Origin of the sequence: Campylobacter helveticus (assembly GCF_002080395.1) — a bacterium.
GTDB classification, from domain to species: Bacteria; Campylobacterota; Campylobacteria; order Campylobacterales; family Campylobacteraceae; genus Campylobacter_D; species Campylobacter_D helveticus.
Genome location: NZ_CP020478.1, coordinates 271,996 through 290,253, shown reverse-complemented (window position 1 = coordinate 290,253; position 18,258 = coordinate 271,996). Strand labels below are relative to the sequence as shown.

General features: G+C 35.9%; 17 protein-coding genes. 8 read left to right on the top strand and 9 right to left on the bottom strand.

Going from position 1 to position 18,258, the window contains the following annotated elements:
- Nucleotides 1–67 precede the first annotated feature (67 nt).
- The 7 genes from pseB to CHELV3228_RS01565 all read left to right on the top strand — a co-directional run bounded on the left by pseB (nucleotide 68) and on the right by CHELV3228_RS01565 (nucleotide 6,455).
- Complete coding sequence (pseB, locus tag CHELV3228_RS01595; protein ID WP_082199239.1) at nucleotides 68–1,072, top strand: UDP-N-acetylglucosamine 4,6-dehydratase (inverting); 1,005 nt, start codon at nucleotides 68–70, stop codon at nucleotides 1,070–1,072.
- Entirely contained in the window at nucleotides 1,073–2,197 is a 1,125-nt protein-coding gene (gene pseC / locus CHELV3228_RS01590; RefSeq protein ID WP_082199238.1) for a UDP-4-amino-4,6-dideoxy-N-acetyl-beta-L-altrosamine transaminase, read from the top strand.
- The gene (locus tag CHELV3228_RS01585) at nucleotides 2,194–3,690 is read left to right on the top strand and encodes an amino acid adenylation domain-containing protein (RefSeq protein WP_082199237.1); all 1,497 of its coding nucleotides are present in this window, start codon (nucleotides 2,194–2,196) and stop codon (nucleotides 3,688–3,690) included. Before pseC ends, CHELV3228_RS01585 begins: the two co-directional genes overlap by 4 nt.
- An 84-nt stretch (nucleotides 3,691–3,774) precedes the next feature.
- Nucleotides 3,775–4,221: a type I restriction enzyme HsdR N-terminal domain-containing protein gene (locus tag CHELV3228_RS01580; protein WP_082199236.1), complete on the top strand. Its 447-nt coding sequence runs from the start codon at nucleotides 3,775–3,777 to the stop codon at nucleotides 4,219–4,221.
- Nucleotides 4,222–4,268: 47 nt separating this feature from the next.
- Nucleotides 4,269–5,207, top strand: a complete 939-nt coding sequence (locus CHELV3228_RS01575; RefSeq protein ID WP_082199235.1) for a polysaccharide deacetylase family protein — start codon at nucleotides 4,269–4,271, stop codon at nucleotides 5,205–5,207.
- Nucleotides 5,204–6,196, top strand: coding sequence for a hypothetical protein (locus CHELV3228_RS01570; RefSeq protein ID WP_082199234.1), 993 nt, complete (start codon nucleotides 5,204–5,206; stop codon nucleotides 6,194–6,196). Before CHELV3228_RS01575 ends, CHELV3228_RS01570 begins: the two co-directional genes overlap by 4 nt.
- A gap of 37 nt (nucleotides 6,197–6,233) precedes the next feature.
- Nucleotides 6,234–6,455, top strand: coding sequence for a phosphopantetheine-binding protein (locus CHELV3228_RS01565; RefSeq protein ID WP_082199233.1), 222 nt, complete (start codon nucleotides 6,234–6,236; stop codon nucleotides 6,453–6,455).
- A 40-nt stretch (nucleotides 6,456–6,495) separates the two neighbouring features.
- Here CHELV3228_RS01565 and CHELV3228_RS01560 read toward each other — a convergent pair whose 3' ends face one another.
- Together CHELV3228_RS01560 and CHELV3228_RS01555 are read right to left on the bottom strand one after the other, a co-directional pair.
- Nucleotides 6,496–7,539, bottom strand: coding sequence for an acyl carrier protein (locus tag CHELV3228_RS01560; RefSeq protein WP_082199232.1), 1,044 nt, complete (start codon nucleotides 7,537–7,539; stop codon nucleotides 6,496–6,498).
- Nucleotides 7,540–7,573: 34 nt separating this feature from the next.
- Nucleotides 7,574–8,794, bottom strand: coding sequence for a DUF2920 family protein (locus CHELV3228_RS01555; protein WP_082199231.1), 1,221 nt, complete (start codon nucleotides 8,792–8,794; stop codon nucleotides 7,574–7,576).
- A gap of 147 nt (nucleotides 8,795–8,941) precedes the next feature.
- Here CHELV3228_RS01555 and CHELV3228_RS01550 point away from each other — a divergent pair, with 147 nt between their 5' ends.
- Entirely contained in the window at nucleotides 8,942–11,053 is a 2,112-nt protein-coding gene (locus CHELV3228_RS01550; RefSeq protein ID WP_082199230.1) for a methyl-accepting chemotaxis protein, read from the top strand.
- Between the two features lie 35 nt (nucleotides 11,054–11,088).
- On the opposite strand, the gene purN is transcribed toward CHELV3228_RS01550, so the two are convergent.
- The 7 genes from purN to tig are packed head-to-tail and all read right to left on the bottom strand — an operon-like array spanning nucleotide 11,089 to nucleotide 18,171.
- The gene (gene purN, locus CHELV3228_RS01545; protein WP_082199229.1) at nucleotides 11,089–11,664 is read right to left on the bottom strand and encodes a phosphoribosylglycinamide formyltransferase; all 576 of its coding nucleotides are present in this window, start codon (nucleotides 11,662–11,664) and stop codon (nucleotides 11,089–11,091) included.
- On the bottom strand, nucleotides 11,655–13,007 hold the full coding sequence (locus CHELV3228_RS01540) for an NAD(P)H-hydrate dehydratase (protein WP_082199228.1): 1,353 nt from the start codon (nucleotides 13,005–13,007) through the stop codon (nucleotides 11,655–11,657). The genes purN and CHELV3228_RS01540 overlap by 10 nt, the downstream gene beginning before the upstream one ends.
- Complete coding sequence (locus tag CHELV3228_RS01535) at nucleotides 13,004–14,233, bottom strand: DNA recombination protein RmuC (protein ID WP_082199227.1); 1,230 nt, start codon at nucleotides 14,231–14,233, stop codon at nucleotides 13,004–13,006. The genes CHELV3228_RS01540 and CHELV3228_RS01535 overlap by 4 nt, the downstream gene beginning before the upstream one ends.
- Nucleotides 14,226–15,737, bottom strand: coding sequence for a YifB family Mg chelatase-like AAA ATPase (locus CHELV3228_RS01530; protein WP_082199226.1), 1,512 nt, complete (start codon nucleotides 15,735–15,737; stop codon nucleotides 14,226–14,228). Before CHELV3228_RS01530 ends, CHELV3228_RS01535 begins: the two co-directional genes overlap by 8 nt.
- Nucleotides 15,734–16,258 carry a peptide deformylase gene (gene def / locus CHELV3228_RS01525; RefSeq protein WP_082199225.1) on the bottom strand — a complete coding sequence of 175 codons (525 nt, stop codon included), beginning with the start codon at nucleotides 16,256–16,258 and terminating at the stop codon, nucleotides 15,734–15,736. The genes CHELV3228_RS01530 and def overlap by 4 nt, the downstream gene beginning before the upstream one ends.
- 6 nt (nucleotides 16,259–16,264) lie before the next feature.
- Complete coding sequence (gene clpP, locus CHELV3228_RS01520) at nucleotides 16,265–16,849, bottom strand: ATP-dependent Clp endopeptidase proteolytic subunit ClpP (RefSeq protein ID WP_082199224.1); 585 nt, start codon at nucleotides 16,847–16,849, stop codon at nucleotides 16,265–16,267.
- Nucleotides 16,849–18,171, bottom strand: a complete 1,323-nt coding sequence (gene tig, locus CHELV3228_RS01515; protein WP_082199223.1) for a trigger factor — start codon at nucleotides 18,169–18,171, stop codon at nucleotides 16,849–16,851. The genes clpP and tig overlap by 1 nt, the downstream gene beginning before the upstream one ends.
- Between the last annotated feature and the right edge of the window lie 87 nt (nucleotides 18,172–18,258).

Sequence of the window (18,258 nt, the reverse complement as noted above, 5' to 3'; positions counted from 1 at the left end):
ATTTAAAAATTCAAAGCTGGAACGCTTTTTGCTGGGTTTTAAGAGATATTGAAATGAAGGCAGTGAAATGTTTAATAATAAAGTTATTTTAATCACAGGCGGAACAGGTTCGTTTGGCAAGACTTATACTAAAGTTTTATTACAAAATTATAAGCCTAAGAAAATCATCATTTATTCCCGTGATGAGTTAAAGCAATTTGAAATGGCAAGTGTATTTAACGCCCCTTGTATGCGGTATTTCATCGGCGATGTGAGGGATAAAGAGAGGCTTAAAAAAGCGACTAAAGATGTCGATTTTATCATACACGCTGCGGCAATGAAACATGTGCCAATAGCTGAATATAACCCTATGGAGTGCATTAAAACCAACATTCACGGCGCACAAAATGTCATTGATGCTTGTTTTGAAAACGGCGTGAAAAAGTGCATAGCCCTAAGCACGGATAAGGCTTGTAATCCCGTAAATTTATACGGCGCGACTAAGCTAGCTAGTGATAAGCTTTTTGTCGCAGCAAATAATATGGCAGGGGCAAATCACACCCGCTTTAGCGTTACAAGGTATGGTAATGTCGTAGGCTCAAGAGGTTCTGTGGTGCCATTTTTTAAAAAACTCATTAGCGAGGGGGCAAATGAGCTTCCTATCACAGATTCTAGAATGACTCGCTTTTGGATAAGCCTAGAAAATGGCGTGAAATTCGTGTTAAGCAATTTTGAAAGAATGCACGGAGGCGAAATTTTTATCCCTAAAATTCCCTCAATGAAAATCGTTGATTTAGCCCACGCTTTAGCACCAAATTTAGCGCATAAAATCATAGGCATAAGAGCAGGGGAAAAGCTACACGAGATTATGATTTCAAGTGATGATAGTCATTTAACTTATGAGTTTGAAAACTACTACGCCATAAGCCCTAGCATTAAATTTATTGACACGCATACGGATTTTAGCATAAATGCCCTTGGCGAAAAGGGTGAAAAAGTGCCAAATGGCTTTTCTTACAGCTCGGATAATAATCCCTCTTGGGCGAGTGAAAAAGAGCTTTTAGATATCATCAATCACACTGAGGTTTTTTAAATGCTTAGTTATTCTCATCAAAACATCACTCAAGATGACATTGAAGTCGTCGTCAAAGCTTTAAAAGAAGACTTTTTAACCTGCGGGGCAAAGGTCGATGAATTTGAAAAAGCTCTGTGCGCTTATGTAGGCGTAAAGGCTGCTTGTGTGCTAAATTCGGCTACTTCGGCTTTGCATTTAGCCTATCTTGCTTTAAATGTGAAAGATAAAATCGTCCTCACCACGCCCCTTACCTTCATCGCTACGGCAAATGCTGCTTTAATGGCAGGAGCAAAAGTAGAGTTTGTAGATATAGGGCTTGATGGAAACATAGACGCGAAAAAACTTAGGACTAGGCTTGAAAAAAGCTGTGAAAATATCGGTGCGGTGGCGGTTGTGGATTTTGCTGGGCAAAGCGTTGAGATAGATGAGATTGCTACGCTTTGTAAGGAATTTAACCTACCTTTGCTTGATGACGCCTCTCACGCTTTGGGAGCTGAGTTTCGTGGCAAAAAAGTCGGCTCTTTTGCCACTTTGAGCGTATTTTCCTTTCACCCTGTAAAGCCCATAACCACTTTTGAGGGCGGGGCTGTGCTAAGTGATGATGAAGAGATGATAGAACACATCAAAAGGCTAAGAAGTCACGCCATAGTCAAAAAAAGGCTATGGGATAGCGATAGTTTCGAGCTTGGCTTTAACTACCGCTTAAGTGATGTCGCTTGTGCTTTGGGGATAAATCAACTCGCAAAGCTAGATAAGAATTTAGAAAAAAGAGAGCAAATTGCCGCTTTTTATGATAAGGAATTTGAGAAAAATCCTTATTTCTCCACGCTTAAAATCGCACCACATAAAAAAAGCTCAAGGCATCTTTACCCCATACTTTTATATCCTGAGTTTTACTGCTCTAAAGAGGAAATTTTTTCTGCTTTGCTGAAAAAAGGCATAGGTGTGCAGGTGCATTATAAGCCTACTTATGAATTTAGTTTTTACAAAAATATGCTTGGAAATTTACGCCTCGAAAATGTGGATAATTTTTACAAAGCCGAGCTAAGTATCCCTTGTCATCAAGAAATGAGCCTAAAAGATGCGGAATTTGTAAAAGAAAGCCTTTTTGAAGTGCTTAAAGAAGTAAAGGAGTGCAAATGATACGCCACATTGATGATTTTTTACAAAAAAGTGTAAAGAAATTTCCGCAAAAAATGCTTTTTAAAGAAGTGGATGGGAAAAGTTTGACTTATGAGGAATTTGATGTTTTAAGCAAAAAACTTGCAAGCAAACTTTTAAAAACCTTGCCAAAATCGCCCACTCAAAGCCCTGTTTTAATCATCTTACCAAAAAGCATTAACACGCTCATTAGCTTTTTTGGAGTGGCAAAAAGTGGGAATTTTTACACACTCTTAGATGAAAAAATGCCCTTAGAAAGGGTGCAAAAAATCTGTAAAGTCTTAAAACCTAAAGCTTTTATTACTTCTAAAAGCCTTAATTTTACTCTTGATTTACCTACGCTTTACACGGAGAATTTTGAAGATTATGAAAGTGATGAAGAGGCTTTAAAACTAGCAAGAGAAAAGCATATTGATACAAATTTGCTTTATGTCTTTTTCACAAGTGGCAGCACAGGAATGCCTAAGGGAGTAAGTATAAGCCATAAAAGTGTGATTGATTATGCGTTTTGGGTGAGTGAGGAATTTGACTTTGATGAAAACTCAAATTTAGCCAACCAAGCCCCGCTTTATTTTGACAATTCTATCTTAGACATTTTCCCTACCATTAAAGAAGGTGGCAGTGTGCATTTAGTGCCAAATTCGCTTTTTGCCTTTCCTCTTAAGGTGCTAGAATACCTCGAAAAAGAACACATCAACACTATCTTTTGGGTGCCATCGGTTTTGATTTATTTTGCCAATACACAGGCTTTAGAAAATTTCAAACTTGAAAAGCTTAAAAAAGTGCTTTTTTGCGGAGAAATTATGCCAAATAAGCAGTTAAATTACTGGAGAAAAAATTTAAATGCTAGTTTTGCTAACCTCTACGGACCAACTGAAATTACCGATGTTTGCTGCTTTTATAAGGTTGATAGAGCCTTTAAAGACGAAGAGCTTTTACCCATAGGAAAGGCGTGTGAAAATACAGAGCTTTTAGTTTTTGATGAAAATAAGAATTTAATAAAGCCTGATGAAGTAGGAAAAAAAGGCGAACTTTTTGTAAGGGGGACAAGCCTTTCTTTAGGATATTACAACGATAAAGAAAAGACAAATGGGGCTTTTATCCAAAACCCTTTGCATCATAATTTTTTAGACTTACTTTATAAAACAGGGGACATTGTCGCTTATAATGAGTTTGGTGAGCTTTTATGCTATGGACGCGTGGATAATCAAATCAAATTCAAAGGGCATAGAATAGAGCTTGGCGAGATAGAAGCGGTGCTAAATTCGCACGAAAAGATTAAAAATAGCGCTTGCATTTTTAAAAACGAGCAAATCATCGCCTTTTATGAAAGCGATGGGGAATTAAATTTAAAAGCTTTTTGTAAGCAAAAACTCCCAAGCTATATGATAGCCTCAAGCTTTGTAAGGGTGGAAAAATTCGCCCTTAATGCTAATGGTAAGATAGATAGAAAAATTTTAAATGATAAAATTTAAAAATCCCTATCGTTTGTAAGCTGAAATTTATGCAGTTTGAAAAAGCTAGAAGTGGAAGAAAGCAGTGAAAGGTGAAAAATATAAATGAGTAATTTTGAGCAAGATTTATTAAACGAAGGGATTACAAAAAAACTCATCGCTTTTGATGAAAATAAAGAATTTATCACTTATTACTGCCAAGATAAAAGACGCAAATACACTAATCCTGAAGAACAGGTCCAAACCATAGCATTTTTAAAGCTAGTTTTGCAATATGGCTATCCTGTGGAGCGTATCAAGCTTTTTGATTCTGTGAAAATGGGAGGCTCTACAAAAGAGGCTGATATTATCGTATTTAGTGATGAAAAATGCGAAGCTCCTTATATTGTCGTTGAGTGTAAGAAACAAGACCTTTCCGATCGTGAATTTGGTGGAGCAGTAGAACAAGCCTTTAGCTATGCGACCACAGAGCTTGCTTCTTATGTTTGGATTACTTCTGGGTTTAAAGAAAGAGCAAAAAAGCCTTGCAGCAAGAAGCAAAAGAGATTCTAGAATCTGCTAAAAAAGAAGTAGAGCATATTATTTTAGGAGAATAAACAATGAAAATCATAATGTATCATTATATAAGAAAGAATGTAAAGGATTTGCCCTTTTTTCGCTATCTTTCTTTTGAGAATTTTAAAAAGCAATTAGACTTTTTTGAGAAAAATTTCGGGCTTGTAAGTTTTGAGGACTTTTGTCGGCTTAAAAAAGAGCCTGATTTTATAAGTGAGCTTAAAAATAAAATTTTACTCACCTTTGATGATGGCTTAAAAGAGCATTTTAGCCTCGTTTTTCCTGAGCTTTTAAAAAGAAAGGCTTTGGGAATTTTCTTTATGCCGACTTTAGTTTTGGAGCAAAAAAGGGCTTTAAATGTGCATAAAATCCACTATCTCATCGGCAAATACGGGGGGGGGGGGAAGCTCTTAGACTTAGCCTTAAATCTTGCTGGCCCTGAAGCCTTTGAGGGTGAAAAGGCGTATTTATTTGCAGATTATTACGATTTGCTTGACGATGATGAGGCGGTAAAGCAATTTAAACTTTTGCTTAATTATCACATCAAAGAAGAGCTCAAAGATGAAGTTATCGCGGCACTAGTGAAAAAATGCGGCTTGAGTGAGGCACAAATTTATAAGGATTATTATCTTAACCACGAAGAGCTTAAAATAATGATTGAAAATAAAATGCTCATAGGCAGCCACGCCCACGCGCACATTAATTTTTTAAATTTAAACGCCAAGGAAGAAGCGAACGAGGTCAAAAAATCCTTTGAAATTTTAAGCTTTTTAAATCCCCCTCTTCGCACTTTTTGCTATCCTTATGGAGAATTTAGCTATCATTCAAAGGCTATTTTGCAGAGCTTTGGGGTAGATTTTGCCTTTGTGAGCTTAGAAGAGTATAAAAAGGACATTGACGCGGCGGACTTACGGCTAAACCCTCTCACTCTAAGCCGCTTTGACTGCAATGCCTTTAAATTTGGAAAAGCGAGTATGGGATGAAACATCAGTTAAGATTTTGCCGCATTGATGAGGTGGGGCTTTTGCAAGACTATATTGCTAAAGAATGGAGAGCAAATCACATCTTTGTGCTATCTCGCGAGGTGCTTGATTTTCAATATCTTGACCGCAAAAATTGTCGTTATAATATCCTAGTAGCCTACAACGAGCAAACGAGGGAATTTGATGGGATTTTAGGCTTTACTCTTCTTAGTCAGTATGATGTAAATTTAAAAGATAAGTGGATTTTCACTTCGATTTGGAGTGTTAAAAAAACCTGCCCTTCGCTAGGACTTAAACTTTACCGCTATCTTTTTGAATTTTTTAAAATAAAAAATACCTCAACGGCTGGACTTTCTGGCGATTCCATTAAATTTTGCAAACTTTTTTATGACAAAGTGGATGCACTTTATCATTTTTATATCAAAAATGAGTATAAAAAAAGCTTCAAACTTGCCGTTTTTAAGCAAAATCCACCCCTTAAAAAATCCAAATTTAGCTTAAAAAAACTTGGTCTTAAAGAGTTTAAAAGCTCCGCTCTTAAATGCCATTTTGCCCCGCAAAAAAGCAAGGCTTATTTTACCAACCGCTATTTAAAGCACCCCTTTTACAAATACGAAGCCTTGGGCGTTTTTAAAGATGAGAGCTTAAAAGCCGTGTTTTTTACTAGAGTGATACAAATTGAAAAAGCTAGGGTAATGCTGATAGTGGATTTTTGTGGGAATTTAAAGGGCGATTTACGCGCTGCTTTTGTGGAGCTTTTACAAAAAAGAAAATGCGAATTTGTAAGTTTGCTTTGCTTCGTGCCAAGAAAAGAGTATTTTTTAAAAATGGGCTTTGTTTTGGCAAATGAAGATGAAATTTTGCCTGTTTATTACGAGCCTTTTTTAAAGCAAAATGTCTGCGTTTTTTTCGCCCTTACAAGCAAGAAGAAAAATGCTGCTTTTTTTAAAGGCGATAGCGACCAAGATAGGGTGAATTGTATCAATTAATCATTTTATTTTATAATACCGCATTAAAGGAGTAAAAATGGAACAAATTAAGCAGTTTTTCATCAATATAGAAAGAACAGACATCGATGAAAATATGGACAACCTCGTAAGCGATGATGTGATTGATAGCATTGACATTATGGCTTTGGTGGCGGAGATTGAAAAGCATTATGGTAAGCCTTTAAAGGCTGAATTTATCAATGCGGAAAATTTTGAAAATTTCACTAGCATTAAAAAAATGCTAGAACTTGCTTTTTAAGATAAGTCGCCACTCCCAAGCAAAGGGGCGTTTTGCCCCCCTATCTTTGCTTTTTTAAAGATTCTATTACCGCGTTTTTAGACTGCAAAAGCTCGGTGAAAAAATCGACCACCTTATCCCAATCTTCTTGCGTGATATGCTCTAAATGAGGATTTTCCTTATACGCGTCCCAATTAACAGGCTCAAAAAGATATGTTTTGTGCGGAAAATACTTCGCCCTTACCCACTCTAGTGAGGGCGCGTAATAATCCACATAAGCCTTAGCGATGTCCTTTTGCACTCTAAATTTAAGCCTATCCTCTTTCACACCCTCAAAATGCTTCCTTGAGATGTAAAGCAGTGAGTTGAAATTCCCGCCTATGTCTTTTTTATTGAGTCTTGATTGAAGTTCTATGCCAAGCAAATTAAAGCTTTCATTTTTATGTTGCTTCAGCGAGAAATCATCGTCCCACTCTATGCCTAAGTGATATGTAAAGTCCTTAAGCATAGTCCCCCCTACATAGTCTTGCCTTAAAAGCCTCACGATGATATTTTCCTCCCCCCACACCGCTTCGTGGTCTTTTACGATTTGTGCGTAGTCAAATATATGCTTTCTTGGGTGCTTATCGGGGGCAAAGTCGCCCGAGTAAAAGCCCATATTGTTTTTATAATCTTGAGAGCAGTGTGAATTTAAATAATCCAAAGTATTTCTAAAATACACAATGATTTTCACCTCATCAAAGCCCAAATTTCGCATTATATTTTCTAAAATTTCGATATGGCGGCGTGTTGGGAAGTCCCACACTATGCCCTCTGCTGAAAAGATGAAAGTTTTGTCCCTATGCTCTTTTATCTCTTCTTTAAAATTCTCTAAAGCCCTAAGAAGCCTTTCATTTTCCAAATCCTCTAAAACATTTTGGCTCAAATTTTCCTTTTTCACAAGCTCTAAAACCATATCCACCAAAGCCCAGTGCCTATTTGCCACGCGTAAGCTTTTAGGGTAGATAAAGCCTTTTTTTAAAAGCAAGGCTTCATTTTGCATTAAAAAGCCTTGTTTTTCTTGATTACCCGAATTTGTCGTGCCGATGTGTAAAAATGCTTTCATTAAATCTGCCTTTCAAAATTTTTCGCATTTTAGCTTAAATTTGTAATGTCAAGCGCATACCCCCCCCCCCCCGTGTATCTTTAAAAGTAAAGAGCTTGTCCTCACACTCATAGCTTATTTCACTATCTTCTGCCATAGGCGTTTGTCTTCCTTGTAATTTTTCCAAAATTTTAGGAAGCTCTCTGCGACACAAAGCCTTATCGCTCATTCTAAGTCCGTGTTCTAGGCTTTTTATCGTGCGTCCGTCTAAATCGTTTTCATCTTTTATCAAATGCAGCGTATCATCAAAACCTAAATTTTTAAGCGTCTGGCTTAATTCCATCTTTTGCTCCACTGGAGCGCCATCATCTAAATTTGAGTGATAATGCACGAAAATTGTCTTTTTAGATTTTTCGGCGAGAGTTTGAAGATGCTTAGTATTTAAAATCGTCCTTGCATAATAATTTGCGTTGGAAAAATAATAGGGCGAATTTTCATCTTTTGTCCAAAATTTCTTCACAAAACAAGCAAGCACATAATGCTTTCCATTAATTATAAATTCAGGAACCCCCGTCTCACGCCCTAGAATATGCGGTAACCAAGGCAAAACGACCCCACTATTATCCAAAACACCATCGACATAAAAAGGAGCGATTTTCGCACAAAGCATAGCCAAATAGCCCCCGTAACTCCCTCCCACATAAATTTTAGGCAAATTTGCAAAATGAGGAAGCTTTAATGAGGCATCTTTAGCGACATTGATGATATCAAGAGCTGGCATAATGCCATAATTTTGATAATCTCCATTTTTAGGCACAAAATCGCAACCCAAATGCACCATAAAATTCGCATCAAGCTCCCCAGCCTCTTTAAATTCTTGCAAACGCTCATCTATCAAGGAAAAAAACTTAGTGTAATTTTCCACATCAACCCTAGCGTCAATCTTGCAAATTTGTAAGATATTTTGCAAATTTTCTATATCTTTAGCATTTGGTATTATGGCAGGGTTATAAGGCTCTACCACGCCTATCCTCGCACAAAAACAATGATATAGCGGCTGCACCACGCACACGGGGTGTTCTTTTGCCACGCTTTTACGCTCAAAATCAAAAAAATTCATATTAGCATTTGCACCAAATCCACCGATTAAAAACACAAAAGCCTTAATGTCCTTACTATCATCATAACTTACGCGGTATTCAAGTTTAGATTCTCTTTTGATGCCAAGCTCCACATCATCAACCCCATCTATAAAATAGCTTTTATCCACTATCATCAAAACGCCTTAATTTAAAATTCCTTAGATTATAATGAATTTTATAAAACGCTTTGTATCTTAAAACAATGCCAAATTTTTATTCTTAAGTTTTATTTTTTTTTTTTTGTTAAAATTAATCATTTGATTTTAAAGAAAGGCTTTACAATGTTTAAATCCCTCAATATAGGCTTAAAGCTTATTTTATCCGTGGCAATTACAGTCATCATAGGCGTGATAGCCTTTATCTCCCTTACTTCCGTTCAGGTCTCTTCAAATATGAAAGAGCAAATGGATAAGGTTTTAATGCAAGCTTCCAAACGCTACGCAAACTACATAGAAGCAAAGCTTAACGAAACTATCGCTTTGGTTAAGTCCGCCTCAAGAACGATAAATGAAGATATTCGTAAAAACGGATTTGACTTTAACGATGTGGAAAATGTTATAAAAAATACCTTTGATTCCTCTAGTGAAGCCACTTTTGCCTTTTTCCTTTTAGAAGATAGTGCGATACTTGGCGATACTAATGTGAAAAAACAATATAGAAGCGAAAAAGGCACTTTTGGTATGGAATTTGTGGATACAGCTGTGGAAAAATCCGGTGGCATAGAAACCCTGCAATTTTCTGAAAAAATCAAATCTTTCCCAGTCGTTCAAAGAATTCGTAATGAAGCTAAAACTGCGGATTATGACAAAGTTTATGTAGGAGTTCCTGCTAAACTTGACATGGGGCGTGGTGAATTTATAGGTGTTAATATCGCTATGCCAGTATTTGACACAAATGGCAAATATATAGGTTGCGTGGGATTTGTTTTTGACTTACAAAGTTTTTCAACGACACTAATGGACCCTATTTTGGATTTGTATGATGGTAATATTAGAGTCTTGCTTAGTGAAGATAGCACCGTGGCAGTTCATAGCACAAATTTATCTTTACTACTTAAAAATTTAGCTGAAATTAGCTCTAGTCCGCAAACAAAAGAAATTGTAAATGCCGTTAAGGAAAATAAAGATTTTCTTTTTGAAAACTACACTTCTTCATCTGGGGAAGAAAGTTTTGTCGCCATAGCTTCTTTTACAACGCTAGATAATTCTAGTAAATGGAGTATATTAACCACAGCACCAAAAGCCTCAGTTTTAGCACCTTTATATAAAATGCAATTTATTTTCGTTGCGATAGGGATTATCTTCTTAATCGCCGTAATCGCCGTAGTTTATTATTGCGTTAGAGTGATTATAGGGGCTAGACTTCCTATCCTTGTGAAATCTTTAGAAACTCTGTTCCGTTTCTTAAATCACGAAAAGGTAGAGCCACACATCATAAAAATAAATGCCGACGATGAACTAGGTGCGATAGGCAAAATGCTTAATGAAAATATCCTTGCAACTAAACAAGGACTTGACCAAGATAAACAAGCCGTCAAAGAAAGCGTAGAAACAGTAGGCATAGTAGAAAATGGTAACCTCACTGCAAGAATCACAGCTAATCCTAGAAACCCACAACTTATAGAACTCAAAAATGTTTTAAATAATATTCTTGATGTTTTACAAGCTAGAGTGGGTAAAGATATGAATAAAATTCATTCTATCTTTGAAGAATTTAAAAGACTTGACTTTAGAAATAGAATTGAAGATGCAACAGGTAGTGTAGAAGTAACAACTAATACCTTAGGCGAAGAAATCATCAAAATGCTAAAACAAAGCTCAGATTTTGCAAATTCTTTAGCCAATGAAAGCTCCAAACTTCAAAACGCTGTGCAAAACTTAACAACAAGTTCAAATTCTCAAGCAGCTTCTTTAGAAGAAACAGCTGCTGCTTTAGAAGAGATTACTTCCTCTATGCAAAATGTCTCTCAAAAGACAAGTGATGTTATCACTCAAAGTGAAGAGATTAAAAATGTAACAAGCATTATAGGTGATATAGCTGACCAAATCAATCTTCTAGCTTTAAATGCTGCCATAGAAGCTGCAAGAGCAGGAGAACACGGAAGAGGCTTTGCCGTTGTGGCTGATGAAGTTAGAAAACTAGCTGAAAGAACCCAAAAGTCTTTAAGTGAGATAGAAGCAAACACTAACCTTCTCGTTCAATCTATCAATGATATGGCAGAAAGTATTAAAGAGCAAACTGCAGGTATCACTCAAATCAATGAAAGTGTAGCTCAAATCGACCAAACCACTAAAGATAATGTAGAAATAGCTAATGAAAGTGCTATCATCTCTAATAATGTTAGTGATATAGCAAATAATATCCTTGAAGATGTGAAGAAGAAGAAGTTCTAGTTTTCTTTATTAACCCCCACGCTCTTTTGTGGGGGCTATAAATTTTTGCAAAAAAGCTCAATGACGCTTTGGGGTAGTAATTCATACTCCAAAGCGTGAATTTTTTCCTCAAATTCCTCATAAGTTAGATTTTTCTTTTCAAAAGCCTTTTGTGCGATGATTTTCCCGCCGTCAAGCTCCTCACTGACCCAATGCACACTCACACCAGCGACTTTCATATCGCTTTCATAACTTTGCTTTATGGCATTTGCACCTTTAAAAAGAGGTAAAAGAGAGGGATGAAGATTAACCGCCTTAATATTTTGCGTAAAAACAGGACTTAAAATTCGCATAAAACCCGCCAAAATCGTCAAGTCCGCCCCACTCTCTTTTATCTTTTCAACCACAGCCTTATCAAATTCCTCACGACTCTTATAATTTTGATGCTCGACAATCACACTTTCAAGCCCAAATTTCCTAGCTCTTTTAATGCCATAAGCTTCTTTTTTATTACACAAGCAAAGCACCACCTCAAAAGTATTCTTACCAAAAGTTTTTTGATGAAGTTTGCTAAGTATGTTTTCTAAATTACTTCCATTTCCACTAAAAAGCACAGCAAGTTTTATAAGCATTTTAACCCCTTTATCAGTTTTAAAGCATCAAAGCTATTTGCGTTAAATTTGTATTTTCTCGCGACTAAAGCGTGTGCTAAGACGGCATTTTTCGCTGCTTTTAAAGGGCTAAATTTAGCTCCTAAAAGCGTGGCTATCATCCCTGCTAATACATCGCCACTTCCACCCTTTGCCAAATTTGCATTACCAAGATTTACAACAAATCGCCTATCTTTTTGCGCGATGATGGTATTTGCCCCCTTTAAAACCAAAACGCAAGGATAAATTTGTGTGAATTTTTCCACATAAAAAAAGCGATTTTTTTGCAATTTTTCCACACTTAAATCCTCATTAAAGCATATTTTAAAAAGTCTTGTAAATTCCTTAGGATGTGGGGTCAAAACCACATCTTCTCTTTGTAAAAAAGGTAAAATAGCCTCATCTAAAAAAGCATTAGCGTCTAAAATTAAAGGCATTTTGCTTAAATTTTTATCTTTTAAAAGCTCTAAATTTAAAAGCCCCATCCCAAGAGCTGCCACGCTAAAATTCGCATTTAGCTCTTCTTTTTCCATCAAAAGTGCAGAATTTGCCTTTTGTCCTATAAGAGAGACCAACCCGGCACCAAAATTTAAAGCCGCAAGTCCTGCTAAATTCGCCGCTCCACCATTTCCCACTATGGCGATATGCCCATAATCGCCCTTATTAGCACTTATTTTTCTTTTAATTAACCTTAAATCTTTTTTTTTAAGCAAATAAGTCTTAACTTCGCCACTAAAAAGTTTATGCGAAATTCCAAGTTTTGCAAGTTTAAGTCGCCCCACAAATTCCTTTGTAAAGTCCTCAAGTAAGAGTTCTTTAAACGCCCCCATACTAAGGGTAATATCCGCCTTAAAGCAAAACGCACTTCCCAAACCACTCGGCACATCACAGGCGATTTTAAGGGCTTTACTTTTGTTGATTTTTCTTAAAAAATTTGTCGTTTTCTCATCTAACGCACCCCTAAAACCACTTCCAAAAATACAATCCACTATCACCCCATAATGTTTGATTTTAGGCTCTTTAACAAGAAAAGAAAGCTCATAATTTTTTAAAATTTGCTCTTGTTTTGCAAACATCTTATTTTCTTTAAAGCCCATTTTATAAGCCTTAGCTTTTTTTAGATGACGCAAAGCTACAAGCCCATCGGCTGCATTATTCCCCCCACCAAGTAAAAAAAGCACCTTTTTATTTCTAAGCTTTTTTGTATTTTTTTTAATCAAATTCGCCAAAGCAATTCCAGCATTTTCCATTAAGACAAGCTCATCAAGCCCCAAATTCATCGCCCTTAAGTCAAGACTAGCGCTCTCTTTCACAACAGCTTTCATTCCTCGCTCCATTTTTCTAAACTTTTTTGCGTTTTAGCGCCTAATTCTTTAAGCTTAACAACTCTCGTGCTTAAATTTCCTGTGCCTGAGAAAAGCTTATTTTGCATATTTTCTATTTGAGCATTAAGACTTTTACTTGCATTTTGAAGCTTGGTAAAATCCTCCAAAACTCCCACAAATTTATCGTGAAATTTGCCAAGCTCATCAAAGGCTTTAAGGATATTTTCATTACTTTTGATGTGCTTCCACGAGATGTTTATGGTATTAAGTGCCATAAAAAGCGTGTTAGGTGTGGTGAGATAAATTTTTTTCTTATAAGCGTATTGATAGAGCGAGGCATCAACGCTAAGGGCAAGGTCTAAAAGATTTTGATAAGGGATAAAAAGCAAGACAAAATCATAAGTATAAGTATCATATTTTGCATAAGGCTTTTTAGCAAGCTCATCAATCCTCTCTTTAAGATTAAAAGCAAGTTCTTTACAAACGCGTTCATTTAAATCGCTAAAATCAAAGTCATTTGGCAGGGGAAATTTCGCATCGATGATGATGTTTTTTTGCGGTTCTAAAAAAACGATAGCATCGGCGATATAGCTTTTTTCCTCTTTTTTGAAAGCAACTTGAAGTCTGTATTGCTCATCTTTGATAAGTCCGCTATTTTCTAAAACATTTTGAAGTTGAAGCTCGGCAAAATTCCCGCGAATTTTTTTATCGCCCTTAAGGATAGTGGCGAGTTTATCGGCATTTGCTTTAATATTTTGAGAATACTCAAACAAATGCGTGATATTATTTTTAAGGCTGGTTTCATTATGGGCTAATCTTTCACTATACTCTCTCACACTCTTTTTCACAGGCACAAAAATTTCTTCCAAAAGCTTTTTGATATCCTCATTAAGCATTATTTTATTTTGATTTAAATAATTTAAATTTTGCTTTTGCAAATTATTTTCTAGCTTTTGCTCTAAGGCGTTTAAATTTTTTACATATTCTTGTTTTAAGCTCTCTTTTTCTTTCAATTGCAAGGTGGAAAATTCTTTATATTGCACCTCTTTTTCTTTTAGTAAAGCCTCTAAAATTTCGCATTTAGAAAGCATTTTATATAAATTTTCTTGCTTTATTTCGCATTCTTTTTTTAAAGCCAAAATTTCATTTTGTTTTTTAATCCTATAAAAAATTCCAAAACTTAGCACTAAAAGTAGCAAAAGTGCTAAAATCGCGCCCTCATACATCTTTAATCCTAAAACTCAAAGCCTCTAAAATGTGGCTTTTTTCAATCACTTCGCTTTGTTTTAAATCCGCACAGCTTCTAGCGACTTTTAAGGTTTTATTAATCGAGCGTTGTGAAAGCTTAAAACGCGATATAGCCATATCTAGCACATCTTGAGCCTCTTTGCTCAAAATGCAAAAATGCTTCAAATCCTCATCTTTTAATTTACCATTAAATTCTTTCTGTCCTCTTTTTTTAGAAAAGCTAAAAGCCTCTAAAACTAAATCGCTCATTTGTGCGGAGCTTAAACTTGACTTATCATTTTTGTCTATCTCGTCCATCGCTACATAGAGGTCTATCCTGTCTAAAATGGGCGTTGAAATGCGTGCCTTATATTTTTTCACTTCATTTTCCGTGCAAACACAAGTAAAATGCTTAGAAAATAAATTTCCGCAAGGGCAAGGATTTTGCGCGGCGATGAAAGCAAATTTAGTTTGATAGGTGATTTTAGAATTAACTCTTGAAATGTGAATTTCATTATCCTCTAAAGGCTCTCTTAAGCTTTCTATCACTTGCTTAGAAAAATGCGGAAATTCATCAAAAAACAGCACACCGCCATTTGCCAAAGCCACTTCGCCTATCTTCGCATTTGTCGTTCCTCCACCAAAAATACTCGCCCTCGTGCTGGTGTGATGTGGATGCCTAAAAACACGCTTTTTAGCAAATTCACAATCCTTAGAATTTAAAGACATATAGGCATTTTGCATTAAAATTTCACTTAAACTTTGAGGCGGCATAATATAAACAAGCCTTTTCGCACACATACTTTTGCCACTTCCAGCACTTCCTTCAAAAAGCATATTGTGCATACCAAGAGCAGCGATAATGCAAGCTTTTTTAGCAAGTTCTTGCCCTTTAACATCGATAAAATCAAGCTCAAATTCATCATTTTTAATATAAAGTTCATTTTCTATAAAGATGGGTTGAGTAAAAAGAGGGTGCGTTGCACTCAATTTAAATTTTTCATAATTTTTTGTCTTAAAAAATTCTAAAGCCTCAAACAAATTTTCCAAACCATAAATTTCTAAATTCGGTATCATACAAGCTTTTAAAGCAAGGCTTTTAGGCACGATGACCCTTGCTTTTTCAACCTTAGTGCTTAAAAATAAAAGCAAAGAAAAAAGCTCATTGGTGCTTTTAATGCTTCCATCAAGCCCAAGCTCCCCTACGACGAAAAAATCTTCAAGTTTTTCTTCATTTTGCAACAAAATCAAAAGTGCAATGGCAAGGTCAAAATGTGAGCCTTTTTTAGGGATGCCAGAGGGGCTTAAATTAATGGTAATTTTCTTAGCAGGGAAAGAAAAATCGCAAGTCAAAAGAGTCGCTTTAATGCGCTCAATGCTCTCTTTAATGGCAGAATTTGGCAAACCCACTATACTAAGGCTTGGAAGTCCCCTTGTAAAAACGCTTTCTACATCGATAAGGTCTAATTCTTCGCTAAAACTTAGGCACTTAAATTTTTTCATTGCGTTTTTTTGATTTTACGCTGCTTTTTAAATTCTTTATTAAATTTTTCGCGTTTAGAAAAAGGGAGCTTTTCTATAAACAAATGTCCGTCTAAATGGTCATTTTCGTGCTGAATTGCCACAGCTAAAAAGTCCTCAGTCTCAAGCTCTTTAGCTACACCGAATCTATCTTGATATTTCAGTAAAATTCTACGATACCTTTGCACCTCTTCGAAAAAATCAGGCACACTCAAACACCCCTCCGTGCAAACGACAAACTCCTCATCTAAAGGCGTGATGATGGGATTAATAACTTCTAATAAATCTTCTTTTTTTTGCTCTTCATTTTCGTCAATAATATTAACGATAAAAACCCTCAAAGGCACATCCACCTGAATTGCCGCAAGCCCCACTCCACTACTTGCAACCATCGTGTCATACATATCATCAAGCAAAGTGTGAAGCTCTTTATCAAATTTCTCCACAAGAGAGGACTTTAAAAAAAGCCTTTTATTTGGATAAGTGATGATTTTTCTTACCACAATACCCTACTTAAAGCTCTTTTCCAAAACCTTATCGATAAGCCCATATTCTTTAGCTTCCAACGCACTCATAAAAAAGTCTCTTTCAGTGTCCTTAGAAATTTTTGCGACTTTTTGCCCTGTGTTTTTAGCTAAAATTTCATTAAGTATGGTTTTAAGTCTTAAAATTTCTTTCGCTTGAATTTCTATATCTGTGGCTTGTCCTCTTGCTCCACCTAAAGGCTGATGAATCATAATGCGCGAATTTGGCAAGGCAAAACGCTTTTCTTTCGTTCCACAACTTAACAAAAACGCCCCCATAGAAGCAGCCTGTCCTATGCAAATAGTGCAAATATCGGGCTTAATGTAATTCATCGTATCATAAATGCTAAAACCGCTTGTTATCACCCCACCGGGAGAATTGATATAAAGATAAATGTCCTTTTGTGGGTCCTCCGCTTCTAAAAATAAAAGCTGCGCCACGATAGAAGAAGCCACTTCGTCATTTATCTCGCCACTTAGCATTACAATGCGGTCTTTTAAAAGGCGTGAGTAAATATCATAGCTTCGCTCCCCACGACTTGTTTTTTCAATCACATAAGGGATATACATTATTTATCTTCTTTCTTTTCTTTTTTAGCCTTTTCCTTAGGCATAAAAATATCATTAAAAAGCTTATCTTCAATCAGAGCCATTTTTACCGCAGGTAAAGCCCCTTGCTTTTTATAATTATCCAAATGCTCTTTAGGATTAAATCCGTAACGATACGCCTCAAAATACACAGCTTGAACAAGTTCTTGGTCGCTAACCTCTATCTTTCTAAGCTTGGCTAATTCATCGACGATGAAAGTAAGTTTTACGCTTTTTTTCGCCTCGTCTTTAAAGCTATCTCTTTTAGCTTGGTATTTATCCTTGTCGCTTTGAATTTCTTTTTTCTCTTCCTCACCAAAACCCGCAAAAGCTCGTCTAAACTGCATATCAATCTCTTGCTCTAGCACACCCTTAGGCAAGTCAAAATCAAAAGTTTCAATCAATGCATCCGCAAATTTAGCCTTTAATTCTTCATTAATCAATTTAAACAATTTCTCATTTTTGATTTGCTCTTTTAATTTCTCCTCTAAAAGTTCCTCACTTGCTTTCTCTTCGTTTGGAAGTAATTTTTTAAGAAGCTCTTCGTTTAATTCTGGGATTTTAAGTTCTTGTATTTCGTGAAGCTTGATTTTAAAAATTGCATCTTTTCCTGCTAAATTTGGAGCACCATATTCTTTAGGGAAAGTTACGGAAATATCTTTTTCCTCGCCACTTTTCATCCCCACCATCGCTTCCTCAAAGCCCGGGATAAATTGCTTGGAACCGATTTCAAGCACATAATTTTCTGCCTTGCCTCCATCAAACGCCTTGCCATCTACAAAACCCTCAAAGTCAAATTTCGCATAATCGCCCTCTTTTAAAGCCCTTTTTGTCTTTATCGCTTCAGTTGTGGCATATCTTTTTAAAAGCTCATTTTTTTTCTCATCAATTTCTTTCTTGCTTACTTTTGGAGTGCTAAATTCTGGGATACATTTTTCGTAACCCTCAAGCTTTAATTCAGGCTTAAAAGAAAGAATAAGTTCGGCAATTATCTCGCCATTTTCTCTGTCAAATTTTTCAAAATAAGGCTCACCAACAAGCTCTTTTATCTCTTTTTTAAGTTCTTTTAAAGCATTATCTACTGCATTTTTAAAAAGATTTTGCTCCGCATCGCTTATCAATTCTTTCTCGTATCTTTTTAAAACAGCACTCACAGGCACTTTACCCGGACGAAATCCGTCCATTTTTATCGTTTTAGAAGCTTTTTTGGCTAAATTTTCTACTTCATTTTTAATCGCTGCGCTTGGGATTTTTACACTCGCAGTAGCATTTACAGAATCTAATTGCTTGGCTTTTACTTCCATTTTTTTCCTTCAAATAAAATTTAGGCTGAAATTATAGCAAATTTTTCCTTATTACTTGCATAAAAATTAAAGAGTATTATGATAAAA

Coding starts and splice junctions, on each gene's coding strand:
- pseB (WP_082199239.1), top strand. CDS start 68: ATGTTTAATAATAAAGTTATTTTAATCACAGGCGGAACAGGTTCGTTT.
- pseC (WP_082199238.1), top strand. CDS start 1,073: ATGCTTAGTTATTCTCATCAAAACATCACTCAAGATGACATTGAAGTC.
- CHELV3228_RS01585 (WP_082199237.1), top strand. CDS start 2,194: ATGATACGCCACATTGATGATTTTTTACAAAAAAGTGTAAAGAAATTT.
- CHELV3228_RS01580 (WP_082199236.1), top strand. CDS start 3,775: ATGAGTAATTTTGAGCAAGATTTATTAAACGAAGGGATTACAAAAAAA.
- CHELV3228_RS01575 (WP_082199235.1), top strand. CDS start 4,269: ATGAAAATCATAATGTATCATTATATAAGAAAGAATGTAAAGGATTTG.
- CHELV3228_RS01570 (WP_082199234.1), top strand. CDS start 5,204: ATGAAACATCAGTTAAGATTTTGCCGCATTGATGAGGTGGGGCTTTTG.
- CHELV3228_RS01565 (WP_082199233.1), top strand. CDS start 6,234: ATGGAACAAATTAAGCAGTTTTTCATCAATATAGAAAGAACAGACATC.
- CHELV3228_RS01560 (WP_082199232.1), bottom strand. CDS start 7,539: ATGAAAGCATTTTTACACATCGGCACGACAAATTCGGGTAATCAAGAA.
- CHELV3228_RS01555 (WP_082199231.1), bottom strand. CDS start 8,794: ATGATAGTGGATAAAAGCTATTTTATAGATGGGGTTGATGATGTGGAG.
- CHELV3228_RS01550 (WP_082199230.1), top strand. CDS start 8,942: ATGTTTAAATCCCTCAATATAGGCTTAAAGCTTATTTTATCCGTGGCA.
- purN (WP_082199229.1), bottom strand. CDS start 11,664: ATGCTTATAAAACTTGCTGTGCTTTTTAGTGGAAATGGAAGTAATTTA.
- CHELV3228_RS01540 (WP_082199228.1), bottom strand. CDS start 13,007: ATGAAAGCTGTTGTGAAAGAGAGCGCTAGTCTTGACTTAAGGGCGATG.
- CHELV3228_RS01535 (WP_082199227.1), bottom strand. CDS start 14,233: ATGTATGAGGGCGCGATTTTAGCACTTTTGCTACTTTTAGTGCTAAGT.
- CHELV3228_RS01530 (WP_082199226.1), bottom strand. CDS start 15,737: ATGAAAAAATTTAAGTGCCTAAGTTTTAGCGAAGAATTAGACCTTATC.
- clpP (WP_082199224.1), bottom strand. CDS start 16,849: ATGTATATCCCTTATGTGATTGAAAAAACAAGTCGTGGGGAGCGAAGC.
- tig (WP_082199223.1), bottom strand. CDS start 18,171: ATGGAAGTAAAAGCCAAGCAATTAGATTCTGTAAATGCTACTGCGAGT.